This is a genomic window from Umezawaea sp. (genome assembly GCF_057122925.1).
The window spans coordinates 1-21,231 of record NZ_DBNGPQ010000025.1; the positions used below are offsets into that span (position 1 = coordinate 1).

16 protein-coding genes and 1 pseudogene are annotated in these 21,231 nt (G+C 71.4%); 11 read left to right on the forward strand and 6 right to left on the reverse strand.

Features of this window, described 5'->3' with window-relative positions; translation table 11 throughout:
• From AC156L_RS03750 to AC156L_RS03760, 3 genes are all read right to left on the reverse strand, one after another.
• On the reverse strand, window positions 1-2,152 hold a 2,152-nt coding region (locus tag AC156L_RS03750), incomplete at its 3' end, for a WXG100 family type VII secretion target (RefSeq protein ID WP_484406593.1).
• A 10-nt stretch (window positions 2,153-2,162) separates the two neighbouring features.
• A complete protein-coding gene (locus AC156L_RS03755) occupies window positions 2,163-2,474 on the reverse strand; it encodes a WXG100 family type VII secretion target (RefSeq protein ID WP_330877208.1) in 312 nt (103 codons plus the stop codon).
• Window positions 2,471-2,983, reverse strand: coding sequence for a YbaB/EbfC family nucleoid-associated protein (locus tag AC156L_RS03760; protein WP_330877209.1), 513 nt, complete (start codon window positions 2,981-2,983; stop codon window positions 2,471-2,473). The genes AC156L_RS03755 and AC156L_RS03760 overlap by 4 nt, the downstream gene beginning before the upstream one ends.
• 117 nt (window positions 2,984-3,100) lie before the next feature.
• On the opposite strand from AC156L_RS03760, the gene AC156L_RS03765 reads away from it, so the two are divergent.
• Genes AC156L_RS03765 through AC156L_RS03780 form a run of 4 tightly spaced genes read left to right on the forward strand, consistent with a single transcriptional unit; the run spans window position 3,101 to window position 6,084 of the window.
• Window positions 3,101-4,324, forward strand: a complete 1,224-nt coding sequence (locus AC156L_RS03765; RefSeq protein ID WP_330877210.1) for an MFS transporter — start codon at window positions 3,101-3,103, stop codon at window positions 4,322-4,324.
• Between the two features lie 16 nt (window positions 4,325-4,340).
• Window positions 4,341-5,198, forward strand: a complete 858-nt coding sequence (locus tag AC156L_RS03770) for a bifunctional methylenetetrahydrofolate dehydrogenase/methenyltetrahydrofolate cyclohydrolase (RefSeq protein WP_330877211.1) — start codon at window positions 4,341-4,343, stop codon at window positions 5,196-5,198.
• A 19-nt stretch (window positions 5,199-5,217) separates the two neighbouring features.
• Window positions 5,218-5,511, forward strand: a complete 294-nt coding sequence (locus AC156L_RS03775) for a DUF3017 domain-containing protein (protein WP_330877238.1) — start codon at window positions 5,218-5,220, stop codon at window positions 5,509-5,511.
• A gap of 6 nt (window positions 5,512-5,517) precedes the next feature.
• Window positions 5,518-6,084: a dihydrofolate reductase family protein gene (locus tag AC156L_RS03780; RefSeq protein WP_330877212.1), complete on the forward strand. Its 567-nt coding sequence runs from the start codon at window positions 5,518-5,520 to the stop codon at window positions 6,082-6,084.
• On the opposite strand, the gene AC156L_RS03785 is transcribed toward AC156L_RS03780, so the two are convergent.
• Window positions 6,063-6,968 carry a TetR/AcrR family transcriptional regulator C-terminal domain-containing protein gene (locus tag AC156L_RS03785; protein WP_330877213.1) on the reverse strand — a complete coding sequence of 302 codons (906 nt, stop codon included), beginning with the start codon at window positions 6,966-6,968 and terminating at the stop codon, window positions 6,063-6,065. The two genes, AC156L_RS03780 and AC156L_RS03785, sit on opposite strands and share 22 nt — an antisense overlap.
• Before the next feature lie 98 nt (window positions 6,969-7,066).
• Between AC156L_RS03785 and AC156L_RS03790 the strand changes: the two genes are divergently transcribed.
• The 4 genes from AC156L_RS03790 (at window position 7,067) to AC156L_RS03805 (ending at window position 12,012) form a co-directional block, all read left to right on the forward strand.
• Window positions 7,067-8,170, forward strand: coding sequence for an FAD-dependent monooxygenase (locus AC156L_RS03790; protein ID WP_330877214.1), 1,104 nt, complete (start codon window positions 7,067-7,069; stop codon window positions 8,168-8,170).
• A 15-nt stretch (window positions 8,171-8,185) separates the two neighbouring features.
• On the forward strand, window positions 8,186-9,871 hold the full coding sequence (locus AC156L_RS03795; RefSeq protein WP_484406595.1) for an ABC transporter transmembrane domain-containing protein: 1,686 nt from the start codon (window positions 8,186-8,188) through the stop codon (window positions 9,869-9,871).
• The gene (locus tag AC156L_RS03800; RefSeq protein ID WP_330877216.1) at window positions 9,868-11,586 is read left to right on the forward strand and encodes an ABC transporter ATP-binding protein; all 1,719 of its coding nucleotides are present in this window, start codon (window positions 9,868-9,870) and stop codon (window positions 11,584-11,586) included. The genes AC156L_RS03795 and AC156L_RS03800 overlap by 4 nt, the downstream gene beginning before the upstream one ends.
• Before the next feature lie 123 nt (window positions 11,587-11,709).
• Complete coding sequence (locus AC156L_RS03805; protein ID WP_330877239.1) at window positions 11,710-12,012, forward strand: hypothetical protein; 303 nt, start codon at window positions 11,710-11,712, stop codon at window positions 12,010-12,012.
• 490 nt (window positions 12,013-12,502) lie between these two features.
• On the opposite strand, the gene AC156L_RS03810 is transcribed toward AC156L_RS03805, so the two are convergent.
• The gene (locus tag AC156L_RS03810) at window positions 12,503-15,736 is read right to left on the reverse strand and encodes an AfsR/SARP family transcriptional regulator (protein ID WP_330877217.1); all 3,234 of its coding nucleotides are present in this window, start codon (window positions 15,734-15,736) and stop codon (window positions 12,503-12,505) included.
• Between the two features lie 216 nt (window positions 15,737-15,952).
• Here AC156L_RS03810 and AC156L_RS03815 point away from each other — a divergent pair, with 216 nt between their 5' ends.
• From AC156L_RS03815 to AC156L_RS03825, 3 genes and pseudogenes are all read left to right on the forward strand, one after another.
• The gene (locus tag AC156L_RS03815) at window positions 15,953-16,468 is read left to right on the forward strand and encodes a hypothetical protein (RefSeq protein WP_330877218.1); all 516 of its coding nucleotides are present in this window, start codon (window positions 15,953-15,955) and stop codon (window positions 16,466-16,468) included.
• A 618-nt stretch (window positions 16,469-17,086) separates the two neighbouring features.
• Window positions 17,087-19,675 carry an FxSxx-COOH system tetratricopeptide repeat protein gene (gene fxsT, locus AC156L_RS03820; RefSeq protein ID WP_330877219.1) on the forward strand — a complete coding sequence of 863 codons (2,589 nt, stop codon included), beginning with the start codon at window positions 17,087-17,089 and terminating at the stop codon, window positions 19,673-19,675.
• Between the two features lie 940 nt (window positions 19,676-20,615).
• A pseudogene (locus tag AC156L_RS03825) lies at window positions 20,616-20,959 on the forward strand (transposase); the annotation flags it as partial.
• On the opposite strand, the gene AC156L_RS03830 reads toward AC156L_RS03825, so the two are convergent.
• On the reverse strand, window positions 20,953-21,231 hold a 279-nt coding region (locus AC156L_RS03830; protein ID WP_484406597.1), incomplete at its 5' end, for a hypothetical protein. The pseudogene AC156L_RS03825 and the gene AC156L_RS03830 overlap by 7 nt on opposite strands.

Sequence of the window (21,231 nt, forward strand, 5' to 3'; positions counted from 1 at the left end):
CACCACCGGGGGCGGGCGTGAACCCGCCCGGAGCCGGACCGGAGCCCACGGGAGCCGGACCGGAACCGATCGGAGCCGCGTGCGAGCCACCCGGAACCGGGCCGGAGCCGATCGGAGCGGCGTGCGAGCCACCCGGAACCGGGCCGGAGCCGATCGGGGCGGCGTGCGAGCCACCGGGAACGGGAGCGTGCGAACCGCCCGGAGCCGGACCGGAGCCGATCGGCGAGCCGCCGGGGACAGGGCCTGCCGGGGCGGCGTGCGAGCCACCGGGAGTGGGGCCTGCCGGAGCCGCGTGGAAGCCGCCGGGAGCGGGGCCGGTGCCGGCAGGGGAACCGCCGGGAGCCGGGCCGGTGCCTGCCGGGGAACCGCCGGGAGCGGGGCCGGTGCCTGCCGGGGAACCGCCGGGAGCTGGACCGGTGCTGCCGGGGGTCGGGCCGCCGGGAGCGGCCTGCGAGCCGGGGGTCGGGCCGCTCGGGGCGGCGTGCGAGCCGCCCGGAGCAGGGCCACCGGGGGCAGGCGAACCACCAGGTGCGTGCGAACCGCCGGGCGTGGAGCCGCCGGGAGCGGGACCGCTGGCAGCGGGTGCGTGCGAACCGCCGGGAGCGGGGCCACCGGCACCGGGAGCGTGCGAGCCACCGGGAGTCGAGCCACCCGGAGCCGAGCCACCAGGGGTGGAGCCGCCACCGGACGTGGGCGAGCCGCCGGGAGTCGAGCCCGAGCCGGGGGTGTGCGAGCCGCCGGACGTCGAACCACCAGGGGTGGAGCCGCTGGGGGTCGAGCTGGGGCCGGGGGTGTGTGACGCGCCGGTGCTGGAGCCGCCCGGTGTGCCGCCGCCGAAGCCCGGTGCGGTCGGGGCGCCCAGCCTGCTGCTGACCGAGGACGGCGACGAGCCGCCCGCGGCCGACGGGGCCGGACCGCCCGCTGGAGCGCCGCCCGCCGGGGCGAAGGTCGGGGTCGGGTTGCCCGCGGGAGCGCGGTCGGGGCTGTTGCCGCCCGCCGTGCCGGGGGTCGGGGCGGGCACGGTCGGCGCGGGTGGTGCGGCGACCGTCGAGGCGTTGGTGGTGTCGGCGGTGGGGCGGGGCGCGGGAGGGGCGTCGGGGGAGCCGCCGCCCGTGGGGGCCGAGCCGGGGCCACCGGGAGGAGCGCCACCCGGCGCACCACCGGGAGAACCACCCGGCGCACCGCCAGGCGCGCCACCCGGCGGACCACCAGGAGCACCGGACGGGTTCGGACCGAGGTCGGGTTGGCCGCCGTTGGGACCGCCGGGGCTGGGCGGGCCGCCGTTGGGGCCGCCGGGGTTGACGTGCGGGGCGTCGACGGTGATGCCGTCCTTCGTGCCGCCGATGCCGCCGGACACCGCGCCGGACGTCGCACCGAGCAGCACGTCCTTCGCGCTGATGTCCTGGCCCATCGCCACGGACGTGCCGACGGTGCTGACCGCGCCCTCGACCGCGCCGCGGGTCGCGCCCACGGCGGCCTGGCCCGCCAGCCCGCCGCCCTCGAACTTCAGGCCGCCGGACACGCCGCCGACCAGACCCGAGACGGCACCGGACACGGCGGCCTCGCCGGTCTTGCCCCAGTCCCAGTCCTTGCGCTCGCCGGACAGCATCTGGATGCCCTGGATGGCCGCGTCGATGCCCACCGAGATCGCGACCTCCTTGAGGATCGCGATGATCAGCTGCCGGAACGTGAACTGCACGATGAGCCGCGTGGCCTGCTGGGCGATCGGGATGCCGGCGGAGGCCGTGCCGAAGGTGGCGAACGCGGCGGCGACGAGCGCGGCGATCTCGATGGCCAGCGCGATCAGCGAAGCGATGATCGACAGCTTCGTGTACTCGACCTCGAGCGCCGTGGCGTCGCAGCTCTCGCCCAGCTGCTCGCAGATCTTCTTCAGCTTGGGCAGGTAGGACTCGTCGCCGTCGGAGAACTTCTTCCAGTAGTCCTGGAAGGCGACGGCGGCCTCGCCGATCTGGCTGGCGACGACCGTGCTCGCGGCGCCGTTGCCCTGGTCGATCACGCCCTGCACGCCTTCGGCGGCGGTGCGGTACGCGTCGGCCATGCGACGCAGAGCGGTCTCGTCGCCTTCCGGCCAGCTCTGCCCGACCACGATCGGGAAGAGCCAGGTGACCTCGCTCGGGATCTCGATACCCACCAGGTGCCCCTCAGTACGTCTTGGAAATGCCCGCGGAGTTGCCCTGGTCAGAGCCCTCGTAGGTGTCGGCGGACTGGTCTACGCCCTTGCGGATGTCGCCGAGCGCCGTCGTCAGGTTCTTGAAGGCGTCGGCCGTGGCCTTGGCGTTCGGCACGTACTCCTTGGCGAACGCCTGGCCGGACTCGTCGCCGCCCCAGCAGTCGCCCTCGCCGCTCAGCGCCGAGTCCAGTGCCTTGAACACGCCGTCGAGCGCGTCGGCGGCCGAGCTGAACTGGGTACCGCCCCGGCGCATGCCCTGGACGTCCACCTCGAAGCCGGTCACCAGCTGCTCCTCTCCATCACGCTGCCGCCCTCGTCGTCGTCATCGCTCGGGCGCCTGCGCGGCGGCGGCGGGGTCGACGACGGCGGGGTGGGCACGGGTGGGGCGGGCGGGATCAGGTCGGCCAGCGACGGGACGCCCGGCAGCATCTCGGAGAGGTCGATGCTCGGCCCCTCCTGCGCGGTCGCGAGGACCTCGTTCAGCTCCGTGCGGGACTTCGCGATGGCCGCGATGACCGTCTCGGTGGCGACGCGCGCCAGCTTGTCCGGCGTGGTGCGCTCGAACGCGTTCGGCGAGAACTCCAGCGACGTCAGCGCGCCCGCCGAGTCGACGCTCGCCGTGACGCTGCCGTCCTTCGACGTGGCGGTCGCGGTGATGGCCAACGCCCTGGCCTGCGCCTCGCGCACCTCGGCGGTCTTGCGGTGCAGCTCCGACATGAGCGAGTCGACCTGCTCGCGCATGGCGGCGTTGCGCGCCTCCAGCTCAGCCCTACGTCCACCCGGTGCGGTCACGGCCGTCCCCTCGCTCAGGTCGTCTTTGGGTCCTGACGCTAAACGAGGGCTCCGGGTTCCCGTCCCGAGGTGGAAAATCGCGACCACTTCGCCGGGGGTCGGCGGCACAGTGGAGGGGTGCTGCGCCCCTACCGCCAACTCGCCGGTGTCCCCCACCTCGTCTCGCTGCTGCTGTGGTCGATGGTGGGGAGGGTGCACCTGACCGGCACACCGCTCGCGCTGTCGTTCCTGGTGGCGGGCTGGACGGGCTCGTACGCGCTGGCCGGTGTGGTCGGCGGGGCGCTCACGCTGGGGCTCGGGGTGGCGGGTCCGCTGCGCGGGCGGGCGGCGGACCGGGCACCGGCGAGCGGGTTGCTGCTGGTCACGGGCGGGTTGTACGCGACGGGCATCGGCGTGCTGGGGCTGCTGCCGTCGGTCCTGCCCGCGGGCGCGTGGCCGCTGGCCGTGCTGACGGCGTTCCTGACGGGCCTGTGCACGCCGCCGGTGACGCAGCTGACCAGGGCGAGCTACCCGCGGGTGGCGAAGGGCGCCGCGCAGCGGGCGCTGTACACGGTGGAGGCGTCGCTCCAGGAGTTCATGTACATCGTCGGGCCGATGCTGGCGGCCGTGCTGGTCGCGTTCGCGAGCCCGCGCACGGCGATCTGGGTGTGCGGGCTGCTCGCGCTGGCGGGCACGCTGGGGTTCCTGTTCGCGCTGCGCCGGGCGGGCCTGGACGAGCCGGTGCCGAGGTCGGTGGCGCCCGGCGGCCGGTCGCTGCTGGCGACCTCGGGCCTGGTGTCGGCGCTGGTCGTGGCGACGGCGTCGGTGATGTCGCTGGTCACCATCGACATGGTGATCATCGCCTGGGCGCGCGACCTCGGCCGTCCGGCCATGGCGGGCGTGCTGACGGCGGTCTGGGGCGTCGGGTCGGTGCTGGGCGGGCTGGTCGTGGGCGGGCTGCGCGGCGAACCCCGGTTCGCGCTGCGGGTCGGGCTGATGGCGGCGGGCGTGGCCGCGCTGGTCCCGGTGCTGCCGCCGGTCACGACGCCGTCGTCGCCGTGGCTGATCGGCGGGGTGCTGCTCGTCGGCGGGCTGGCCATCGCCCCGGCCATCGCGGCGAACAACGCCCGGATCGGCGGTCTGGCACCGGACGGCCGCAAGGCGGAGGCGTTCGGCTGGATGTCGATGGCGACGACGGCGGGCGCCGCGCTGGCGCTGCCCACGGCGGGGTGGCTGCTCGACCACGTCGGGCCCGCCGCGGCGGCCGGGTCGGCGGCCCTGGCGGGCGTGATCGGCACGGTCCTGGCCCTGCGCGTGCCCGCGGGCGCGTCCGAGGTCGCCGAGGCCGAGACCAGCGCGTGATGCGAGGATGGAGCCCGTGACGGCGACGATCCTCAATGGCAGGGCCACCCGAGACGCGATCTTCGAAGACCTGCGCGAGCGGGTCTCGGCGCTGGTCGAACGGGGTGTGACCCCCGGTCTGGCGACGGTTCTGGTCGGCGACGACCCCGGTTCGCACTCGTACGTGAAGGGCAAGCACACGGCGTGCGCGAAGGTCGGCGTCACGTCGATCCGCCGCGACCTGCCCGCCGGGACGACGCAGGCCGAGCTGGAGGCCGTCATCGACGAGCTGAACGCCGACCCGGCGTGCACCGCCTACATCGTGCAGCTGCCGCTGCCAGGGCACCTGGACGCGAACGCGATCCTGGCGCGGATCGACCCGGCCAAGGACGGCGACGGCCTGCACCCGACGAACCTGGGCAAGCTGGTGCTGGGCGAGGCCGCTCCCCTGCCCGCGACCCCGCGCGGCGTCGTGGAGCTGCTGCGCCGCTTCGACGTGCCGATCGCGGGCGCGAACGTGACCGTGGTCGGCCGCGGCGTCACCGTGGGCCGCCCGATCGGCCTGCTGCTGACCCGCCGCAGCGAGAACGCGACCGTGACCCTGTGCCACACGGGCACGAAGGACCTGGCCACCGAGGTGCGCCGCGCGGACATCGTGATCGCGGGCGCGGGCAGCCCCGGCCTCATCACGGCGGACATGGTCAAGCCCGGCGCGGCCGTGGTCGACGTCGGCATCACCCGCACCGAGGCCGGTCTGGTGGGCGACGTTCACCCGGACGTGGCCGAGATGGCGGGCTTCCTGGCCCCGATCCCCGGTGGCGCGGGCCCCATGACCATTGCGATGCTGCTCACCAACACGGTCGAAGCCGCCGAGCGCTCGCTCACGACGGCGTAGGGCGGGAGCGGTGGAACTGATGCCGGAGCAGCGCTGGCGGTCGGCGGCGGGTCAGCACCTGCCGTTCGCGCTGGTGCTGGGTGTGACGCTGCTGGGCCTGGTGCGGATCGCGCAGTACCACTGGCGGCAGGGCGTGGTGCTGATCGGCATCGCGCTGCTGCTCGCGGCGCTGCTGCGGGTGCTGGTGACCGATGAGCAGGCGGGCCTGATCGCGATCCGCGGCCGGGGTGTCGACGCGCTGCTCTACTCAGGACTGGGCGTGGCCGTGATCGTGGTGGCGATGACCATCACCGGTGGCCCCTTCAGCAGGTAGAGGACCATGAGGAACCTGACCTACTACGTGGCCACGACCCTGGACGGGTTCATCGCGGCCTCCGACGGCACGTTCGACGTCTTCCCCGTCGAGGGCGACCACATCGAGATGATCTTCAAGGAGTACCCGGACACGCTGCCCGGCGTGGGCAGGCGGATGCTCGGCATCGACCCGCCCAACACGAACTTCGACACGGTCCTCATGGGCAGGGCCACCTACGAGGTGCCGGGTGCTGGGCCCAGTCCGTACCCGCACCTCCGGCAGTACGTGGTGTCGAGCACCGTGCGGGACACGCCGCCGGACGTCGAGGTCGTCGCCGACGACGTGCTGGGGAAGGTCCGCGAGCTGAAGGCCGAGGACGGCCTGGGCATCTGGCTGTGCGGCGGCGGGAAGCTGGCCGCCTCGCTGCTGCCGGAGATCGACGAGCTGGTCTTGAAGGTCAACCCCGTCGTGCTGGGCCGCGGGATCCCGCTGTTCGACGGCGAGTTCCCGGCCGCGCGGTTCACGCTGGAGGGCACGCGGGTGTTCGAGAGCGGCGTGGCCGTGATGACCTACCGGAACAGCGCCGCGTAGCCGTCCAGCAGGCGCTGGAGGCCGAACTCGAACACGTCGTCGAGGTCGAAGTCGAACGGCCTGCTGACGACGCGGGCGAACGCCGGGAACGCGCCGGAGTCGATGGCGGGCCCGAACACCTGGTCGTTCTCGTCGACCCACTGGTCGGCGGACAGGCCCGTGTCGGCTTCGGCCTGCGCCTCCGGCTCGATGCTCAGCGCCGTGCCCCGCACGTAGCCGAACAGCGTGATGTGCGCGTGGAACACGACGGTCGGGCTCTGACCGTGGCCCTCCAGTGCGCGCATCACCCACTCGGCGTGGTGCAGCAGGTTCGGCATGGGCTGCGGGCGGGTCAGCGAGAGCAGCTTCGGCAGCCACGGGTGCGCGCGGTAGGCGGCCCACTGCGTCCGGGCCACCAGTTCCAGCTGCGCCCGCCAGGTCGGCGGCGGCACGGCGGGCAGCCGGTGCTGGGCGAACACCGCGTCGGCCATCAGCAGCGCCAACTCGTCGCGGCCTCGCACGTGCTTGTAGAGCGACATCGTCGGCACGCCCACCTCGGCGGCGACCGACCGCATCGACAACCCGTCGAAGCCCTGCTCGTCGGCGATGTCGATGGCCGCGTCCACCACCCGTGCGCGGGTCGGCCGGGCGGTCGAGTCGCGACGCGGGACCGAGCGCCTGCTCGGCGCGGGCGTGGCGACGACCGTGCCGACCCTCGGGACCGCGCGGACCAGGCCCTCGTCGCTCAACGCCGCCACGACCCTCGTGGCCGTGGCCATGGCGACGCCGAACTCGGCGGCGATGCCGCGCACCGACGGCACCCGGCTGCCCGGCGGCAGTTCCCCCTCCTGGATCCGGCGCTTCAGCTCGGCGGCGATCCTGAGGTACGGCGGATCCTCGGCCACGACTCCCCCTGCACTAGTGCAGAATCCCGGATTTCCCCGTGAGAACGGCATGTCTGCGACTTTGTACATCGTACTCAGCGAGCGACGTGGGGGTTTCGATGAAGGTGCTGATCTCGGGGGCGGGCATTGCGGGACCGGTGCTGGCCCACTGGCTGCGGCGCGGCGGCTCCACCCCGACCGTCGTGGAACGGGCGCCCGCGCCGCGCGTCGGCGGGCAGGCGATCGACGTGCGCGGTGTCGCGCTGGAGGTCGTGGACCGGATGGGGCTGCTGGACGACCTCCGCGCGGCGGCCACGGGCATGCGCGGCACGTCGTTCGTCGACGACGACGGCGTGGAGGTCGTGCGCAGCACCGAGGAGACGCTGACCGGCGGCGTGATCGACAGCCCCGACGTGGAGGTCCTGCGCGACGACCTGAGCGCACTCCTGTCGCGCGGCAACGAGGACAGCGTGGTGTTCGGCGAGTGGATCACCGCGCTGGACGAGCACGAGGACGGCGTGCGGGTCGCGTTCCGCAGCGGTCGCGTCGAGGACTTCGACCTCGTCGTCGGCGCGGACGGGCTGCACTCGTCGGTGCGGGCGCTGGTGTTCGGCGAGGAGTCCCGCCACCTGCACCACCTCGGCGTCTACCTGTCGGTGTTCACCACGCCGAACTTCCTCGACCTCGACCACTGGCAGGTGTTCCACCGCACCGAGGGCCGGATGTCCGGCGTCTACAGCGCGCGCGGCGGCACCGAGGCCCGTTCGATGCTCGGGTTCGAGTCGCCACCGCTGGACTTCGACCACCGCGACCTCGACCGGCAGCGGGAGCTGGTCGCCGAGCGGTACGAGGGCGTCGGCTGGGAGACGGAGCGGCTGCTGGCGTTCATGGACGAGGCGCCGGACTTCTACTTCGACTCGATGAGCCAGGTGCGGATGGAGCGCTGGTGGCACGGGCGGGTCGTGCTGGTCGGCGACGCGGGCTACTGCGGGTCACCGCTGTCCGGGCAGAGCACGAGCGCCGCGATCGTCGGCGCGTACGTGCTGGCGGCCGAGCTGAAGGCCGCGGGCGGCGACCACCGGACGGCGTTCCCGCGCTACCAGGAGGTGCTGCGGGAGTACGTGGCGCGCAACCAGGCGCTGGCCACGGACGCCCCCGGCGGGCAGGCGACGGCGGAGGCGCTGGCGTCCGCCGCGAACGCCCTGGTGCTGCCGGAGTGCTGACCTAGGCTGTGGATCATGCGTCCGCACCTGCCGCACGACGATCCGGGAACACCCGACGTGCGCGGGCCCGGCCGGTTCCTGTGGTGGCTGGTGGAGGCGCAGCGCGGACGGGTCGCGGTGGCGGTCGTGGTCAGCAGCACGTGGATGGCGCTGCTGACGCTGCCGCCGCTGATCATCTCGCGGGCCGTCGACGAGGGGCTCCAGCGCGGGGACGCGGGAACGGTGGCGCGGTGGGCGGTGGCGCTGCTGGGGATCGGGGCGGTCACGGCGGTGTGCGGGATGCTGCGGCACCGGCTGATGACGTTCATCCGGATCGACGCCCACTACCGGACCACGCAGCTCGTGCTGCGGCAGGTCGTGCGGCTGGGGGCGTCGCTGCCGCGCCGGGTGTCGGCGGGCGAGGTGGTGAACATCGGCAGCACGGACCTCCAGCAGATCACCCGCGTGATGACGATCAGCGGGCCCGGTGTCGGCTCGGTGGTCGCGTTCGCCCTGGTCGGCACGCTGCTGCTGCGGGTGTCGCCGCTGCTGGCGGCGGTGGTGCTGGTCGGGGTGCCGCTGCTGGTGGGGGTGCTCGTGCCGCTGCTGAACCGGTTGCAGGCCACCGAGACGGGCTACCGCGTCGAGCAGGCGGCGGTGACGGCCCGCGCGGGCGACATCGTGGCCGGGCTGCGGGTGCTGTGCGGGATCGGCGGCAAGGAGGTGTTCGCGGACCGGTACCGGACGGCGTCGCGGGCGTTGCAGGAGCAGGGGTACCGGGTCGGCGCGGTGACGAGCTGGATCCAGGGGCTGGGCGTCGGGTTGCCGTCGCTGTTCGTCGCGGGGGTCACGTGGCTCTCCGCGCGGATGGCCGCGGCCGGGACGATCACGGTCGGCGAGGTGGTCGCCGTGTACGGGTACGCGACGGCGCTGATCGTGCCGGTGTTCTTCATGATGGAGGGCTCCGAGGACCTCGTCCGAGGCCTGGTCGGCGCCCGGCGGGTGGTGCGGCTGCTGGCGCTGGAGCCGGAGGTCTCCGCCGACGGGCCGGGGGTTCCGGGGCCGGACGGGCCCGCCGACCTGCACGACCCGGATTCGGGGCTGGTGGTGCCGGGCGGGCGGATGCTGGCCGTGGCCGCGGCTCGGCCCGCCGACGCGGTGGAGGTGGTGGACCGGCTCGGCCGGTACGCCGACTCGGCCGCCACCTGGGGCGGGGTGCCGTTGACGGCGATGGCGATCGACGAGGTGCGCCGCCGGATCCTGGTGGCGGACAACGACTCCCACCTGTTCGCGGGTGCGCTGCGGGAAGCCGTCGCCGGTCGGGAGGCCCCCTCCGACGAGGCCATCACCGCCGCCGTGCGCACGGCCGTCGCCGCGGACGCCGTGCCGGACGGGCTGGAGTCCGTGGTGGAGGAGCAGGGGCGGACGCTGTCCGGCGGCCAGCGCCAGCGGCTGCGGCTCGTGCGCGCGCTGCTGGCCGACCCCGACGTGCTGCTGCTGGTCGAGCCGACGTCGGCCTTCGACGCGCACACCGAAGCCCTGGTCGCGGCCCGCGTGCACGAGGCCAGGCTGGGGCGGACGACCGTCGTGGCCAGCACGTCCCCACTGCTGCTCGACCAGGCCGACGAGGTGGCGTACGTCGTGGACGGCAGGGTCGTGGCGACCGGCGCGCACCCGGACCTGCTGGAGCACCCCGGCTACCGCGCGCTGGTGTTCCGGTGAGCGCGCGGCTGCCGGTCGCGGACGCGGCCAGTACGCGCCGCGCGGTGTGGCGGCTGATCCGGGCCGACGGCCGGGCGATGACCGTCGTGCTGCTGCTGAACGGGCTCGCCGCCGCGGCCGGGCTCGGCGGGCCGTGGCTGCTCGGGGAGATCGTCAACGAGGTCCGCGACGGCGCGCCGGTGTCCACTGTGGACAATCTGGCGCTGGGGATCGTCGGTTTCGGCGTGGCGCAGGTGCTGCTGATCCGGTTCGCCCGCTGCGCGGGGCACCGGTTCGGCGAGCGCGCGCTGTCGTCGTTGCGGGAGCAGGTCGTCGACCGGGCGCTGGCGCTGCCGACGGCGGTGGTCGAGCGGGCGGGCACCGGCGACCTGATGACCCGCGGCACGGCGGACGTCGCCGCGGTCGGCACCACGGTCCGCGACGGCGCCCCCGAGGTGTTCATCTCCTTGGTGCAGACCGCTTTCCTGTTCGGCGCGGTGTTCTTCCTGCACCCGCTGCTCGGCCTGTGCGGACTGGTCGGCGCGCCGGTCCTGTGGCTGTCCACCCGCTGGTACCTGCGGCGCGCGCGGGACGCCTACCTCGCCGAGGCGCGGACCAACGCCGAGCTGGCCGAACACCTCTCCGCCACCTCGCTCGGCGCGCGGACCGTGGAGGCCCTGGGCCTGGAGCGCAGGCGGATCGAGGGCGGCGACGAGCGGATCACGGTCGGCTTCGCGGCCAAGCGGCGCACGCTGTGGCTGCGCAACGCGTGGTTCCCGACCCTGGAGTTCACGCACGCGCTGCCGGTCGCGGCGATGCTGGTCGTGGGCGGCTACCTGCACGGGTCGGACGTGGTCAGCCTGGGCGCCGTGATCACCGCGACGCTGTACGCGTGGCGGCTGACCGTGCCGCTGGACACGATCTTCCAGTGGGCCGACCAGCTCCAGACCGGCAGCGCCGCGCTGGCGCGGATCGAGGGCGTCGGCGAGGCCGTCGTCCCCATCCCGACCAGCGAGGACGTGCCGGTGGACGACCGGCTGGTCGTGTCCGGCGTGCACTACGCGTACCGCGAGGGCCACGACGTGCTGGTCGACGTCGACCTCACCGTGCGGCCCGGTGAACGCCTGGCGATCGTCGGGCCTTCCGGGGCGGGGAAGTCCACGCTCGGGAGGCTGCTGGCGGGTGTGGACCTCCCCCGGACGGGGCGGGTGACGGTCGGCGGGGTGCCGGTGGCGGAACTCCCGGCGGAGGAGCTCCGTCGTCGCGTCCTGCTCGTGACGCAGGAGCACCACGTCTTCATCGGAACCCTGCGGGACAACCTGGCGATGGCCGCGCCTGACGCGGACGACGGCGCCATGCTCGCCGCTCTGTCCACCGTGGATGCTCGCTGGGCGGTGGATCTGGATGTGGAACTCGACAACACCGCGCTCGATCCCGCCCAGGCCCAGCAGGTGGCGCTCGCGCGAGTCGTGCTCGCCGATCCGCACACCGTGGTGTTGGACGAGGCGACGGCGCTGCTGGATCCGACCACGGCTCGGCACGCCGAGCGGGCGATGGCGGCGGTTCTGGAAGGGCGCACGGTGATCGCCATCGCGCACCGGCTGCGGACGGCGCATGACGCCGATCGGGTGGCGGTGATCGACGGCGGTCGCATCATCGAACTGGGTGGTCATGAGGAACTCGTTGCGGCGCGGGGTGTTTATGCGTCGCTCTGGCGGTCGTGGCAGGGCGTTTAGGCCTGGGCGGTCAGGAAGAGGGCGAACGCGGCCACCGCTGCCGCGGTGCGGACCGTGTCGAGCCGTTCCCATGCGGTGATCACGGTGCGCCAGTCGGCGGGTGGGGTTTCGGGGTTCCATGCCGTGCGGGTGGCTGAGATCGCGTCGGCCTGCGGGGTGTCGGAGAAGACCGTCTTCGACTACTTCCCCACCGAGCAATCCCTGGTGCTGGATCTCGGGGAGGCGACGTCGGGGGCGTTGAGCGGGCTGGGGGTGGTGAGGTTTCGCCCGTGTCTGCGGCGGTGCGGATCCTGGGTGAGCACTTGGAGGCGATCACCGCCTGGCTGTCGGCGCAGGAGGACGCCGGGGAGGCCGTCGGGCGGTTCCGGTGGTTCGGGGCGCTGGTTGCGCAGGCGTCGGCGCTTCAGGCTCATCAGCGGGAGATGACTGATCGGTTGGTCGCGGTTGCGGCGGAGGTGTCGGCTGAGCGGTTCGGAGGGGGAGTGACACCGGCCATGCTTCTCAAGCCCTGTCTTCCTGCGGTTCGTGGTGGGCCGGCACTTCTTGCTCGTGGTGTTCGATGAGCGGATTTCGCAGGTGGCGTCGTCTTCTTCATGGCTGCAACCTGGACGTCTTCTCGATCACCGGGAGTCGGTTCGGAGGATGGTTGTAGGGTCTCACCGCTTGTGACATGTCGATGTCCGCAGACCTACAGGTATCTGGTCTGTCTCACGGTGATGTCACCATGATCAGTCTCATAGATCGTGGCACTTCCTCAATGCCCTGTCCTCCGAGGAGAACGCCGCGCCCGTTCAGCGCATCCGATAGGCGCTGGCGAGGCCGCCGAGAACAGCGTCGGTTGGGGCTGGCGCGGCTCGCCCGCGTTCTTTTACGACGTGTCGTGCCGTCTGATCGGCCGGTGGTGTTTCCCGCGCACTCAGCCGAAGTCCTCCAGCAGTCGCTCGGCGCGGCTCGTCTGGTGCTCGTCGCCCGCCTGGCGGGCGTGGCGCAGGCCTTCCTCGATGCGGACGCGAGCTGCGCTGCGGTCTCCTGCCGCTCGGAGCGCCTCTCCCAGATCCACCAGGACGATGCCGGTCATCGTCGGGTCGTCCACGCGCCGGCTGATCTCCAGCGAGGTCTCGAGCAGCGCGACGGCCGTCCGGTGGTCTCCCCGGTGACTGTAGACGGTCGCGATCTCCTGAAGCACCAAGCCTTCGTCGCTGTCGTCACCGCTTCGGCGGGCTGTGTCCAGCGCCGATTCGAGACAGCGCAGTGACGCCGTGAGATCACCCAGTTCTCTGTGTGCGATGCCCATGATCCGGGTCGCGTGCGTCTGGGCGCCGAGGTCGTTCGACTTCTGTGCGAGTGCCAGTGCCCGGGATCCGGTCGTGAGAGCGGCGTCGTGGCGACCCACCATGTTGTGCACCGCGGCGAGGTTGGCCACGACGATCGACTCGTTGCGTTCGTCGCCCACCGTGGCAAGGATCCGCTCTGCTGCCTCGTAGTGGTCGGCGGCCTCGGTGAGGGCGCCCATCCGGTGGTGGACGGTGCCAAGGTTCGCGAGCGCCACCGCCTCGCCGTGCGTGCTTCCGACGAGGCGGTGCAGTTCCAGCGCGCGTTCGTGGTGGACGATGGCCTCAGGCAGCCGCGCGGTGTTCGCGTATGCACTGGCGAGGTGGGTGTGCGTCTCGGCCTCGGCGACCGGATCGGCCAGCCGGATGGCGCAGGACAGCGCGGCTGTGCCGGTGGTGATCCAGTCGTCGATGTGGCGGGCCCGCAGGAAGTAGCGGTTGAGGGTGTGCGGCAGGTACCAGCCCTCCGGCAGGTCGCGAGCCGCGGCGTAGCGACACACCGCGACCAGGTTCGCGCGCTCGGTCTCGAGCCATGCCAGTGCCTCGTCCTGGGTGGTAGGGATGGGATAGCGCTCGGTGTTCCCGCCAGCGGGGGGTTCGGCCTTGCGGCGATGGGGGTCCACGAGGTTCATGCACGTGGTCGCGGTGGCGCAGTACCAGTCGACGGCACCTCGCACATCGGCGTCGCCTGCGAGCTCGGCGGCGTAGGAACGCAGCAGGTCGTGCAGTTGGTATCGGCCGGGGCGGTGTTCCTCGACGAGGTGGGCACGGACGAGCGTGTCCATTGTGCGGCGCGCCTCGCGGATCGATGTGCCCAGCAACGCCGCCGCGGTGCGGATGTCGGCGTCGGCGCCGGGACAGGCGCCGAGCAGCCGGAACGCCGACGCCGGGCCTGGTTCGAGCACGCGGTAGGACCAGGAGAACACGGCACGCACGGCGCTGTCGGGGTCGTCGCCGTCGAGCAGGTCCAGGGTTGTGTCGTCGAGCAACTCGTCCGGCGACCGCCTGGTCAGCCGCTCGGCGGCGACGCGGAGTGCGAGCGGCAGGTGCGCGCAGCGCCGCGAGAGCTCCTCGAACAGCGTCAGGTCCTCCTCTACCGTTTCCGTACCGAGGACCCTGCGGAAGAGTTCGATCGAGTGCTCGGGGATGAAGCGGCCGACGACGATCCTGCGCGCACCTTCGCGGGCGACCAGACCACCCAGGTCGTGCCGGCTCGTCACCACGACCAAGCCGCGCGGTGACCCTGGGAGCAACTGCCGGACCGCGGCGGGTTCTCGCACGTTGTCAAGCACGACCAGCACCTGCTTGTCCGCCAGCAGAGACCGGTACAGCGCCGAGGCCTCTTCGACGGAAGCCGGAACGCCGTCTGCCGGCACGCCCAGAGCGCGCATGAACCGGCCGAGCACCCCGATGACCGGTTCCGGTTCCTCGCGGCTGTAGCCGCGGAGGTTGGCGTACAGCACGCCGTCGGGGAAGTGATCGGCCAGCTCGTGGCTCCATCGCACCGCCAGCGCGGTCTTGCCGACCCCTGCCGACCCGGTGAGCAGGACCACGGCAGTCGCCGAGCGGCCGCGTGATCTCCATTCGTCGAGCACCGCCGCCAACTGCTTGCCTTCGGCGTCGCGGCCGACGAAGTCGGCGATGCCAGGTGGCAGCTGAGCGGGCACCGGAGGTCCGGCCTGCCGCTCGGACGCAAGCGCGGAGACCAGCCGCTCGAGCTCCGGCCCGCCTGTCACATCGGCGAACGGGCGTCCGCGCCACAGCCCAGGCTCCGCCGTGTCGCGGAACAGGTGCAGGTCGACGAGCTCGTGCGGCAGATCGAGGCGATAACCCGACGCGGTGGTGGTGATCGTGACGCCGGGCTCGTCGCGCAGCAGCTTGCGCAGTCGCGACACGTACACCTGCACGGTGCCGCGTACGTTCGACGGCGCCGCGTCGCCCCACAGGTACTCGACCAGCCGCTCGGTCGGCACGACGGTGCCCGCGTGCACAGCCAGCAGCCCGAGCAGGGCGCGCTGTTGCGGGCCGCCCGCCCGGTGCCCGCGCACCTCGACAGGTCCCAGGACCCGGATCAGCACGTCGCGGCGGGTGGTGGCGGGCGCGTCGAGGTCCGGATCCGCCGCCAGTACGGCACGATGCAGGTCCCGCAGCGCTGGCGTCACGTCCAGTCCCAGCTCGTCGCGGCGCACCCGGCGCGCGTCGTCGAAGACCCTCAGCGCCTCGGCCTGCCGGCCACAGCGGTGCAACGCGAGCACCAGCCGGTGCGGGAACCGGTCGTCCATCGGGTGCTCAGCTGTGAGCACCCGCAACTCCGGCAGTAGTTCCTCGTGATGTCCCAGGCGAAGTTCGGCGTCGATCCACGAGCACAGAGCCGACAGACGCCGTTCGATCAGACCGGGAACCACCGCGTCGCGGAGCTCGTCGGTAACCCCGCCCAGCACGGGGTCGGACCACAGGTCCAGTGCCGCGCGCAACTGTCTCGCCGCGTGCCCGTCGTCGCCCGTACCGGCCGAACGGACCCGTTCGTCGAACTCTGCCAAATCCAGTTCACCGGGCCCCACGTCGATCCGGTAGCCATGCGCTCCGCCCTGGACACCCGGTACGCACCCGCGCAGCGCGGACACGTGGTTGTGCAGCTGGGCACGGACGGATGCGGGCGGCCTCGGTCCCCACAACAGGTGCAGCAGGCGGTCGACGGGCACCAGCCGCCCCGGTGACAGCAGGAGCGCGGCGAGGAGGGTGCGCCGCTTGCGACCTGTGACTGGTATCAGGACGCCTGCGCGCCGCACCTCGACAGGACCCAGCAACCGGTATCGCACTCGCCCCCCTGAGCCACCGATGCTAGGACGCCCTCAGGGACGCGCCAATCGGCTGTTCGGGCACCGTTCAGGATCCGTTCAGCAGCGGATGTTCCCGCAGGTCAACAGAAGTAGCGAAGACAAGAGCGCCATGTTGGTGGCGTGGTGGAGATTTGACCTGTCTCAAAGCATTCATGGGGCCAGAGGGGAAATCCGCACACAACTGAGAGGGATCCGATGAGACGCACGATCGCCGCTGCGCTGGGGGCCGTCGCAGCACTGGTCATCAGCCTCGCCGGGGCGTCCGCCGCCTACGCCTACCCGGTCGACCACTGCGCCGCCGACCAGTCCAAGCAGTTCGCGCTGCCGAACAAGACCGACGTGATCGCAACGGTCATGATCTGCATCCAGACCGACTCGGACGGCACGGTGCGAAGCAGGTTCAACATGCATTGGCGGTACAACGGCCCGCCGCTCGGCGCGAACTACAAGTTCGACCGATGGGATGCCACGATCAGGACCGAGCGCCGTCAACCTCCGTCGACCACCGACTCGATCGTGAACAGCGCGACGTGCAGCTTCATGGACGACTTCAACGACGGCTACATCGACTACAACCTGGAGTGCTACACCGGTTGGGTGGTCCGCAGCAACGCCTACTACTACTCGGGTGACGCGACAGTGGTCTTCGACATCGATGGCGACGGCAAGGGTTCGTCCACGTGGAACCTGACGGGCTCGCCGCTCGTCTAGATCCGTTTCCGCACATGGGGTGTGAATGACCTGGTCAGGCGGCCCAACGGCTGCCTGACCAGGGGATTCCGCCAGGGTGTCCGGTCGTGGATCAACGGTGGGTGGCGTTCATCGGCACGGTGTTGATGTCGCCTCCCGCCGTCGCGGCAGGCGGACCTTCGGACTTCGCCGCGCAGACGCAGTCCGCTGGGTTGTCAGCAGACCAAGCCAAAGGTCGTCGAGACAACGTCGACGGGTATCCGGCGAAGCTCGACAGGTTGCACCGAACCTGATCAAGTTACGGCGGACGGTGCTCACCGTCGCCGACAAGCCAGATGTAGGTTCTTGCCCCTTTGGACATGTCGATCTTGGTCGACTTGTGGTTTCTCTGTTGTCTCACGGCGGTGTCACCAAGATCAGTCTCAGTTCCCGTGGCACTTCCTCGGGCCGGTTGAAGGCGTCGGCGTACGGGAGCGGTCCGGCGCTCGCAGGCCGAGAACCCCCCTTCCCCGCCCCCGCGGGAGCACCATCTGCCGGTGATGGGGGTGCGGTCCGCCATCGTGCGGTGTGCGCGAGTGTGCGGGACGCCAAGGTTGTTCTGGAGGGGTCCGAGATCCGGTCGAACTGGAGTGCGCGCACGTGACGACCGACGGTGACGGGCACAGGGTGGACCTGGACGCGACCGCGTCCGGATACGCCGTGGTCGTTCAAGCCGGTCGCGACGCGACGGTCGCGGTCCACCAGGGCGACCGCCCGCGGGTGGCATGGCCGGTACGGGTCGGCGTTCCGCCGTCCCCAGCCGACCACCACCAGGACCGCCGGGCGTACGCGCTGCTGGTCGACGCGTTGGCCTCGGGACGCGCGGCGATGGTGGTCGGCGCGCCGCAGCGCGCAGGCGTGGTCGTGTCGGGAATGGGCGGGGTGGGCAAGTCGCAGTTGGCCGCCCGTCACGCGTGGTCGGTCTGGGCCGACCCGGTGGTGGACATGGCGGTATGGGTGTCGGCGCTCTCTCGCGACGCGATCGTGACCACCTACGCCGACGCTGCCACGCGGGTGCTGGTCCAACAGGACCCGCAGATCGCCGACCGGCCACCCGAGCAGGCGGCGATCCGGTTTCGGGAGTGGCTGGCCTCCACCTCGCGCCGCTGGCTGATCGTGTTGGACGACGTGCAGGACCCGGCGCACCTGCGCGGCCTGGACCCACCACCCAGTGCCAGTGGGCAGGTCGTGGTCACCAGCCGGCGACGCGACACGGCGGCCGGGCGCGGTGGTCACCGGGTGATCGAACTGGACGTGTTCACCCGCGACGAAGCCGTGACCTACCTCGCGCAGGCCCTGGCCGACACCACCGACGGCGGTGATCAGGACAGGCTTGCCGACCTGGCGGAAGAGTTGGGGTGGCTGCCGTTAGCGTTGAGCCAGGCCTCCGCCTACCTGGGAGACCAGCCCCTGCTCACCATCACCGCCTACCGGTCGATGCTGGCCGACCGGCGCCGCACCCTGGCCGAACTCACCCCACCCGAACACGCCCTACCCGAACACCAACGCACCATTGCGGCGACCTGGTCGCTGTCCATCGACCGCGCCGACCACGTCGAAATCCCGAACCGGCCGCGTGGCGCAGGCCTGGCCCGCCCGCTACTGGAGGTCGCCGCCCTGCTTGACCCCAACGGCGTCCCCGTCGACCTGTTCACCGCCCAACCCGTCCTCGATCACCTCACCACCCTTGCGCGCAGGCGAGTCGATCACGACGACGTCAACGACGGACTCACACGACTACACCGGTTCAACCTCATTACCCTCACCCCCGACCGCCCAGCCAAGGCGGTGGCGGTGCACGCCTTGGTCCAACGCGCCGTCCGTGACTCCCTTAGCCCCGACCACCTCCACACCCTCGCCCACACCACCGCCGACACCCTCCTGGCGATCTGGCCGGATGTCGACACCGTCCACCCCGACCTCGGCCAAGCCTTACGCTCCAACACCACCACACTCCACACCCACACAACCCCCGCACTGCTCACCCCCGCACTCCACGACGTACTCGAACGCGCGGGGAAGTCTCTGGGCGGCAGCGGCCAAGTCCACGCCGCCATCACCTACTGGCACAACCTTTACGGCCACATCAACTCACAACTGGGGCCCGACCACCCCGACACCCTGATCACCCGCAGCAAGCTCGCCTACTGGCGGGGTGCAGCGGGTGACCAGGCTGGCGCGGTCGCCGTGCTGGAGGCGCTGCTGGCCGACCGGCTCCGAGTCTTCGGGCCCGACCACCCCGACACCCTGATCACCCGTGGCAAGCTCGCCTACTGGCGGGGTGCAGCGGGTGACCCGGGCAGTGCGGTGGCCGGGTTCGAGGCGCTGCTGACCGACCACCTCCGGGTGATGGGGCCCGACCACCCCGACACCTTGGACACCCGCAGCAAGCTCGCCTCTTGGCGGGGCTCAGCGGGTGACCAGGCTGGCGCGGTGGCCGGGTTCGAGGCGCTGCTGGCCGACCGGCTCCGAGTCTTCGGGCCCGACCACCCCGACACTCTGAACACCCGCGGGAGCCTCGCCTACTGGCGGGGTGAGGAGGGTGACCCGGGCAGTGCGGTGGCCGGATTAGAAGCGCTGGTGACCGACCAACTGCGCGTGTTGGGGCCCGACCACCCCGACACCCTGAACACCCGAGTCAGCCTCGCCTACAGGCGGGGCGAAGCGGATGACCCGGGCAGTGCGGTGGCCGAGTTGGAGGCGCTGCTGAGCGACCGACTTCGGGTCCTCGGGCCCGACCACCCCGACAGCCTTCACACCCGCATCGACCTTGCCTACTGGCGGGTTAAGGCGGGTGACCCGGGCAGTGCGGTGGCCGAGTTGGAGGCGCTGCTGGCCGACCGACTTCGGGTCCTCGGGCCCGACCACCCCGACACCCTGATCACCCGTGGCATCCTCGCCCACTCGCGGGGTGAAGCGGGTGACCCAGTTGGCGCTGTGGCCGGGTTCAAGGCGCTGTTGCCAGATCATCTCCGGGTGATGGGGCCCGACCACCCCATCACCTTAAGCACCCGTGCCAACCTCGCCCGCTGGCGGGGTGAGGCGGGTGACCCAGGCAGTGCGGTGGCCGGGTTAGAAGCGCTGCTAGCCGACCATCTCCGGGTCCTCGGGCCCGACCACCCCAGTACTATGATCACCCGCAACAAGCTCACTCACTGGCAAGACATGGTGAAGCGGAACTTCAACTGACGCGCTGACAATGAAGTGGGAATTAGGCAATTTCCATCAGCGGGCAAACTCACAGACACCGATCCGACTAACGGTTCGCCCATCAACGCGTCGCCATCAGTACGAGCGGGCGGTGTGTAAACCACAACTCCACCATCGGCAACAGCAATACCGCGCATAACCCCACGATTGAAGTCCTACCCGAAGAGCCCAGTCTCAGTCCGCTGCCAAGTGGCAGCATGGTGGCAGACCCCGATGAGAACTGGCAGCCGGTTTCGAGACCCTAAACCACCATGTAGGTTCTCGCCCCTTGGGACATGTCGATCTTAGTCGACCTGTGGTTTCGCTGTTGTCTCACGGCGGTGTCACCAAGATCAGTCTCACTTCCGTGGCACTTCCTCGGCCATTTGAAGGCGTCGGCGTACGGGAGCGGTCCGGCGCTCGCAGGCTCAGAACCCCACTTCCCCGCCCCTGCGGGAGCACCATCTGCCGGTGGTGGGGTGCGGTCCGCCATCGTGCGGTGTGCGCGAGTGTGCGGGACGCCAAGGTTGTTCTGGAGGGGTGCGAGATCCGGTCGAACTGGAGTGCGCGCACGTGACGACCGACGGTGCCACGGATGGCGGTGACGGGCACAGGGTGGACTTGGGAGCGACCGCGTCCGGATACGCCGTGGTCGTCCAAGCCGGTCGCGACGCGACGGTCGCGGTCCACCAGGGCGACCGCGCGCGGGTGGCATGGCCGGTACACCGCGACCTTCACGCGACGTAGAGGTATGACCGTTGCTGGACCCAAGCCCCGCCCACATCTGCGCCGCCTGCCGGACTGGGCGCGCTCAGCCCGTGCTCGGCCGCGGGCCGACAAGCAGTTCGTGCCCGTGCTGGGCTTGATCGCCCTCGTGCTCGTGGCGGGCGGGGTTTTGTGGCTGACGCTGGCCTGGCTGGAGCGGGTCGCCACCGTACAAGAGGACCTGGCCGAGCGGTGGGGACGCAAGTACGGGGCGATGATTCGCTTGTGGCGCAACGCCTAGGACGAATTCGTGCCGTTCCTGGACTACGACGTGGAGATCCGGCGGATGATCTGTTCCACCAACGCGATCGAGTTGCTCAACGCCCGCTACCGTCGGGCGGTCCGCGCCCGCGGGCGTTTTCCGACCGAGCAGTCGGCGATGAAGTGTCTGTACCTTGTCACCCGCAGCCTGGACCCGACCGGGACGGGCCGCGCGAGGTGGACGATGCGCTGGAAGCCCGTGCTCAACGCCTTCGCCATCACGTCGGTGACCGCTGGCCGAACGCCGAGACCTACTGATCAACAACGCCGGACACACCGGTCACGGGATGGACCCGTGGTGTTGCTGGTGCAGTCCAGTCAAGCTTTCCGATGATCCACGCAGGTATGGACCACAGTGGACTTTCGGGGAGGAGTTCTCCATTCTCAACGGTCATATAGTATGGAGCACGCATCAGGTATCCGTCTTTTCCGCCCGCCCAGGCTGTGGCGTCGTATTGGCACGATATCTCGACGGAATCAAAATCGTGACCCGCCCTGCTGAGGTCGAGGGTGAAGCGCCCGTAGTCGGA

Bases quoted from the DNA above. Each gene is read 5' to 3' on its own strand.
- AC156L_RS03780 (WP_330877212.1), top strand. From the start codon at position 5,518: ATGAGGAACCTGACCTACTACGTGGCCACGACCCTGGACGGGTTCATC.
- AC156L_RS03790 (WP_330877214.1), top strand. From the start codon at position 7,067: ATGAAGGTGCTGATCTCGGGGGCGGGCATTGCGGGACCGGTGCTGGCC.
- AC156L_RS03775 (WP_330877238.1), top strand. From the start codon at position 5,218: ATGCCGGAGCAGCGCTGGCGGTCGGCGGCGGGTCAGCACCTGCCGTTC.
- AC156L_RS03795 (WP_484406595.1), top strand. From the start codon at position 8,186: ATGCGTCCGCACCTGCCGCACGACGATCCGGGAACACCCGACGTGCGC.
- AC156L_RS03815 (WP_330877218.1), top strand. From the start codon at position 15,953: ATGAGACGCACGATCGCCGCTGCGCTGGGGGCCGTCGCAGCACTGGTC.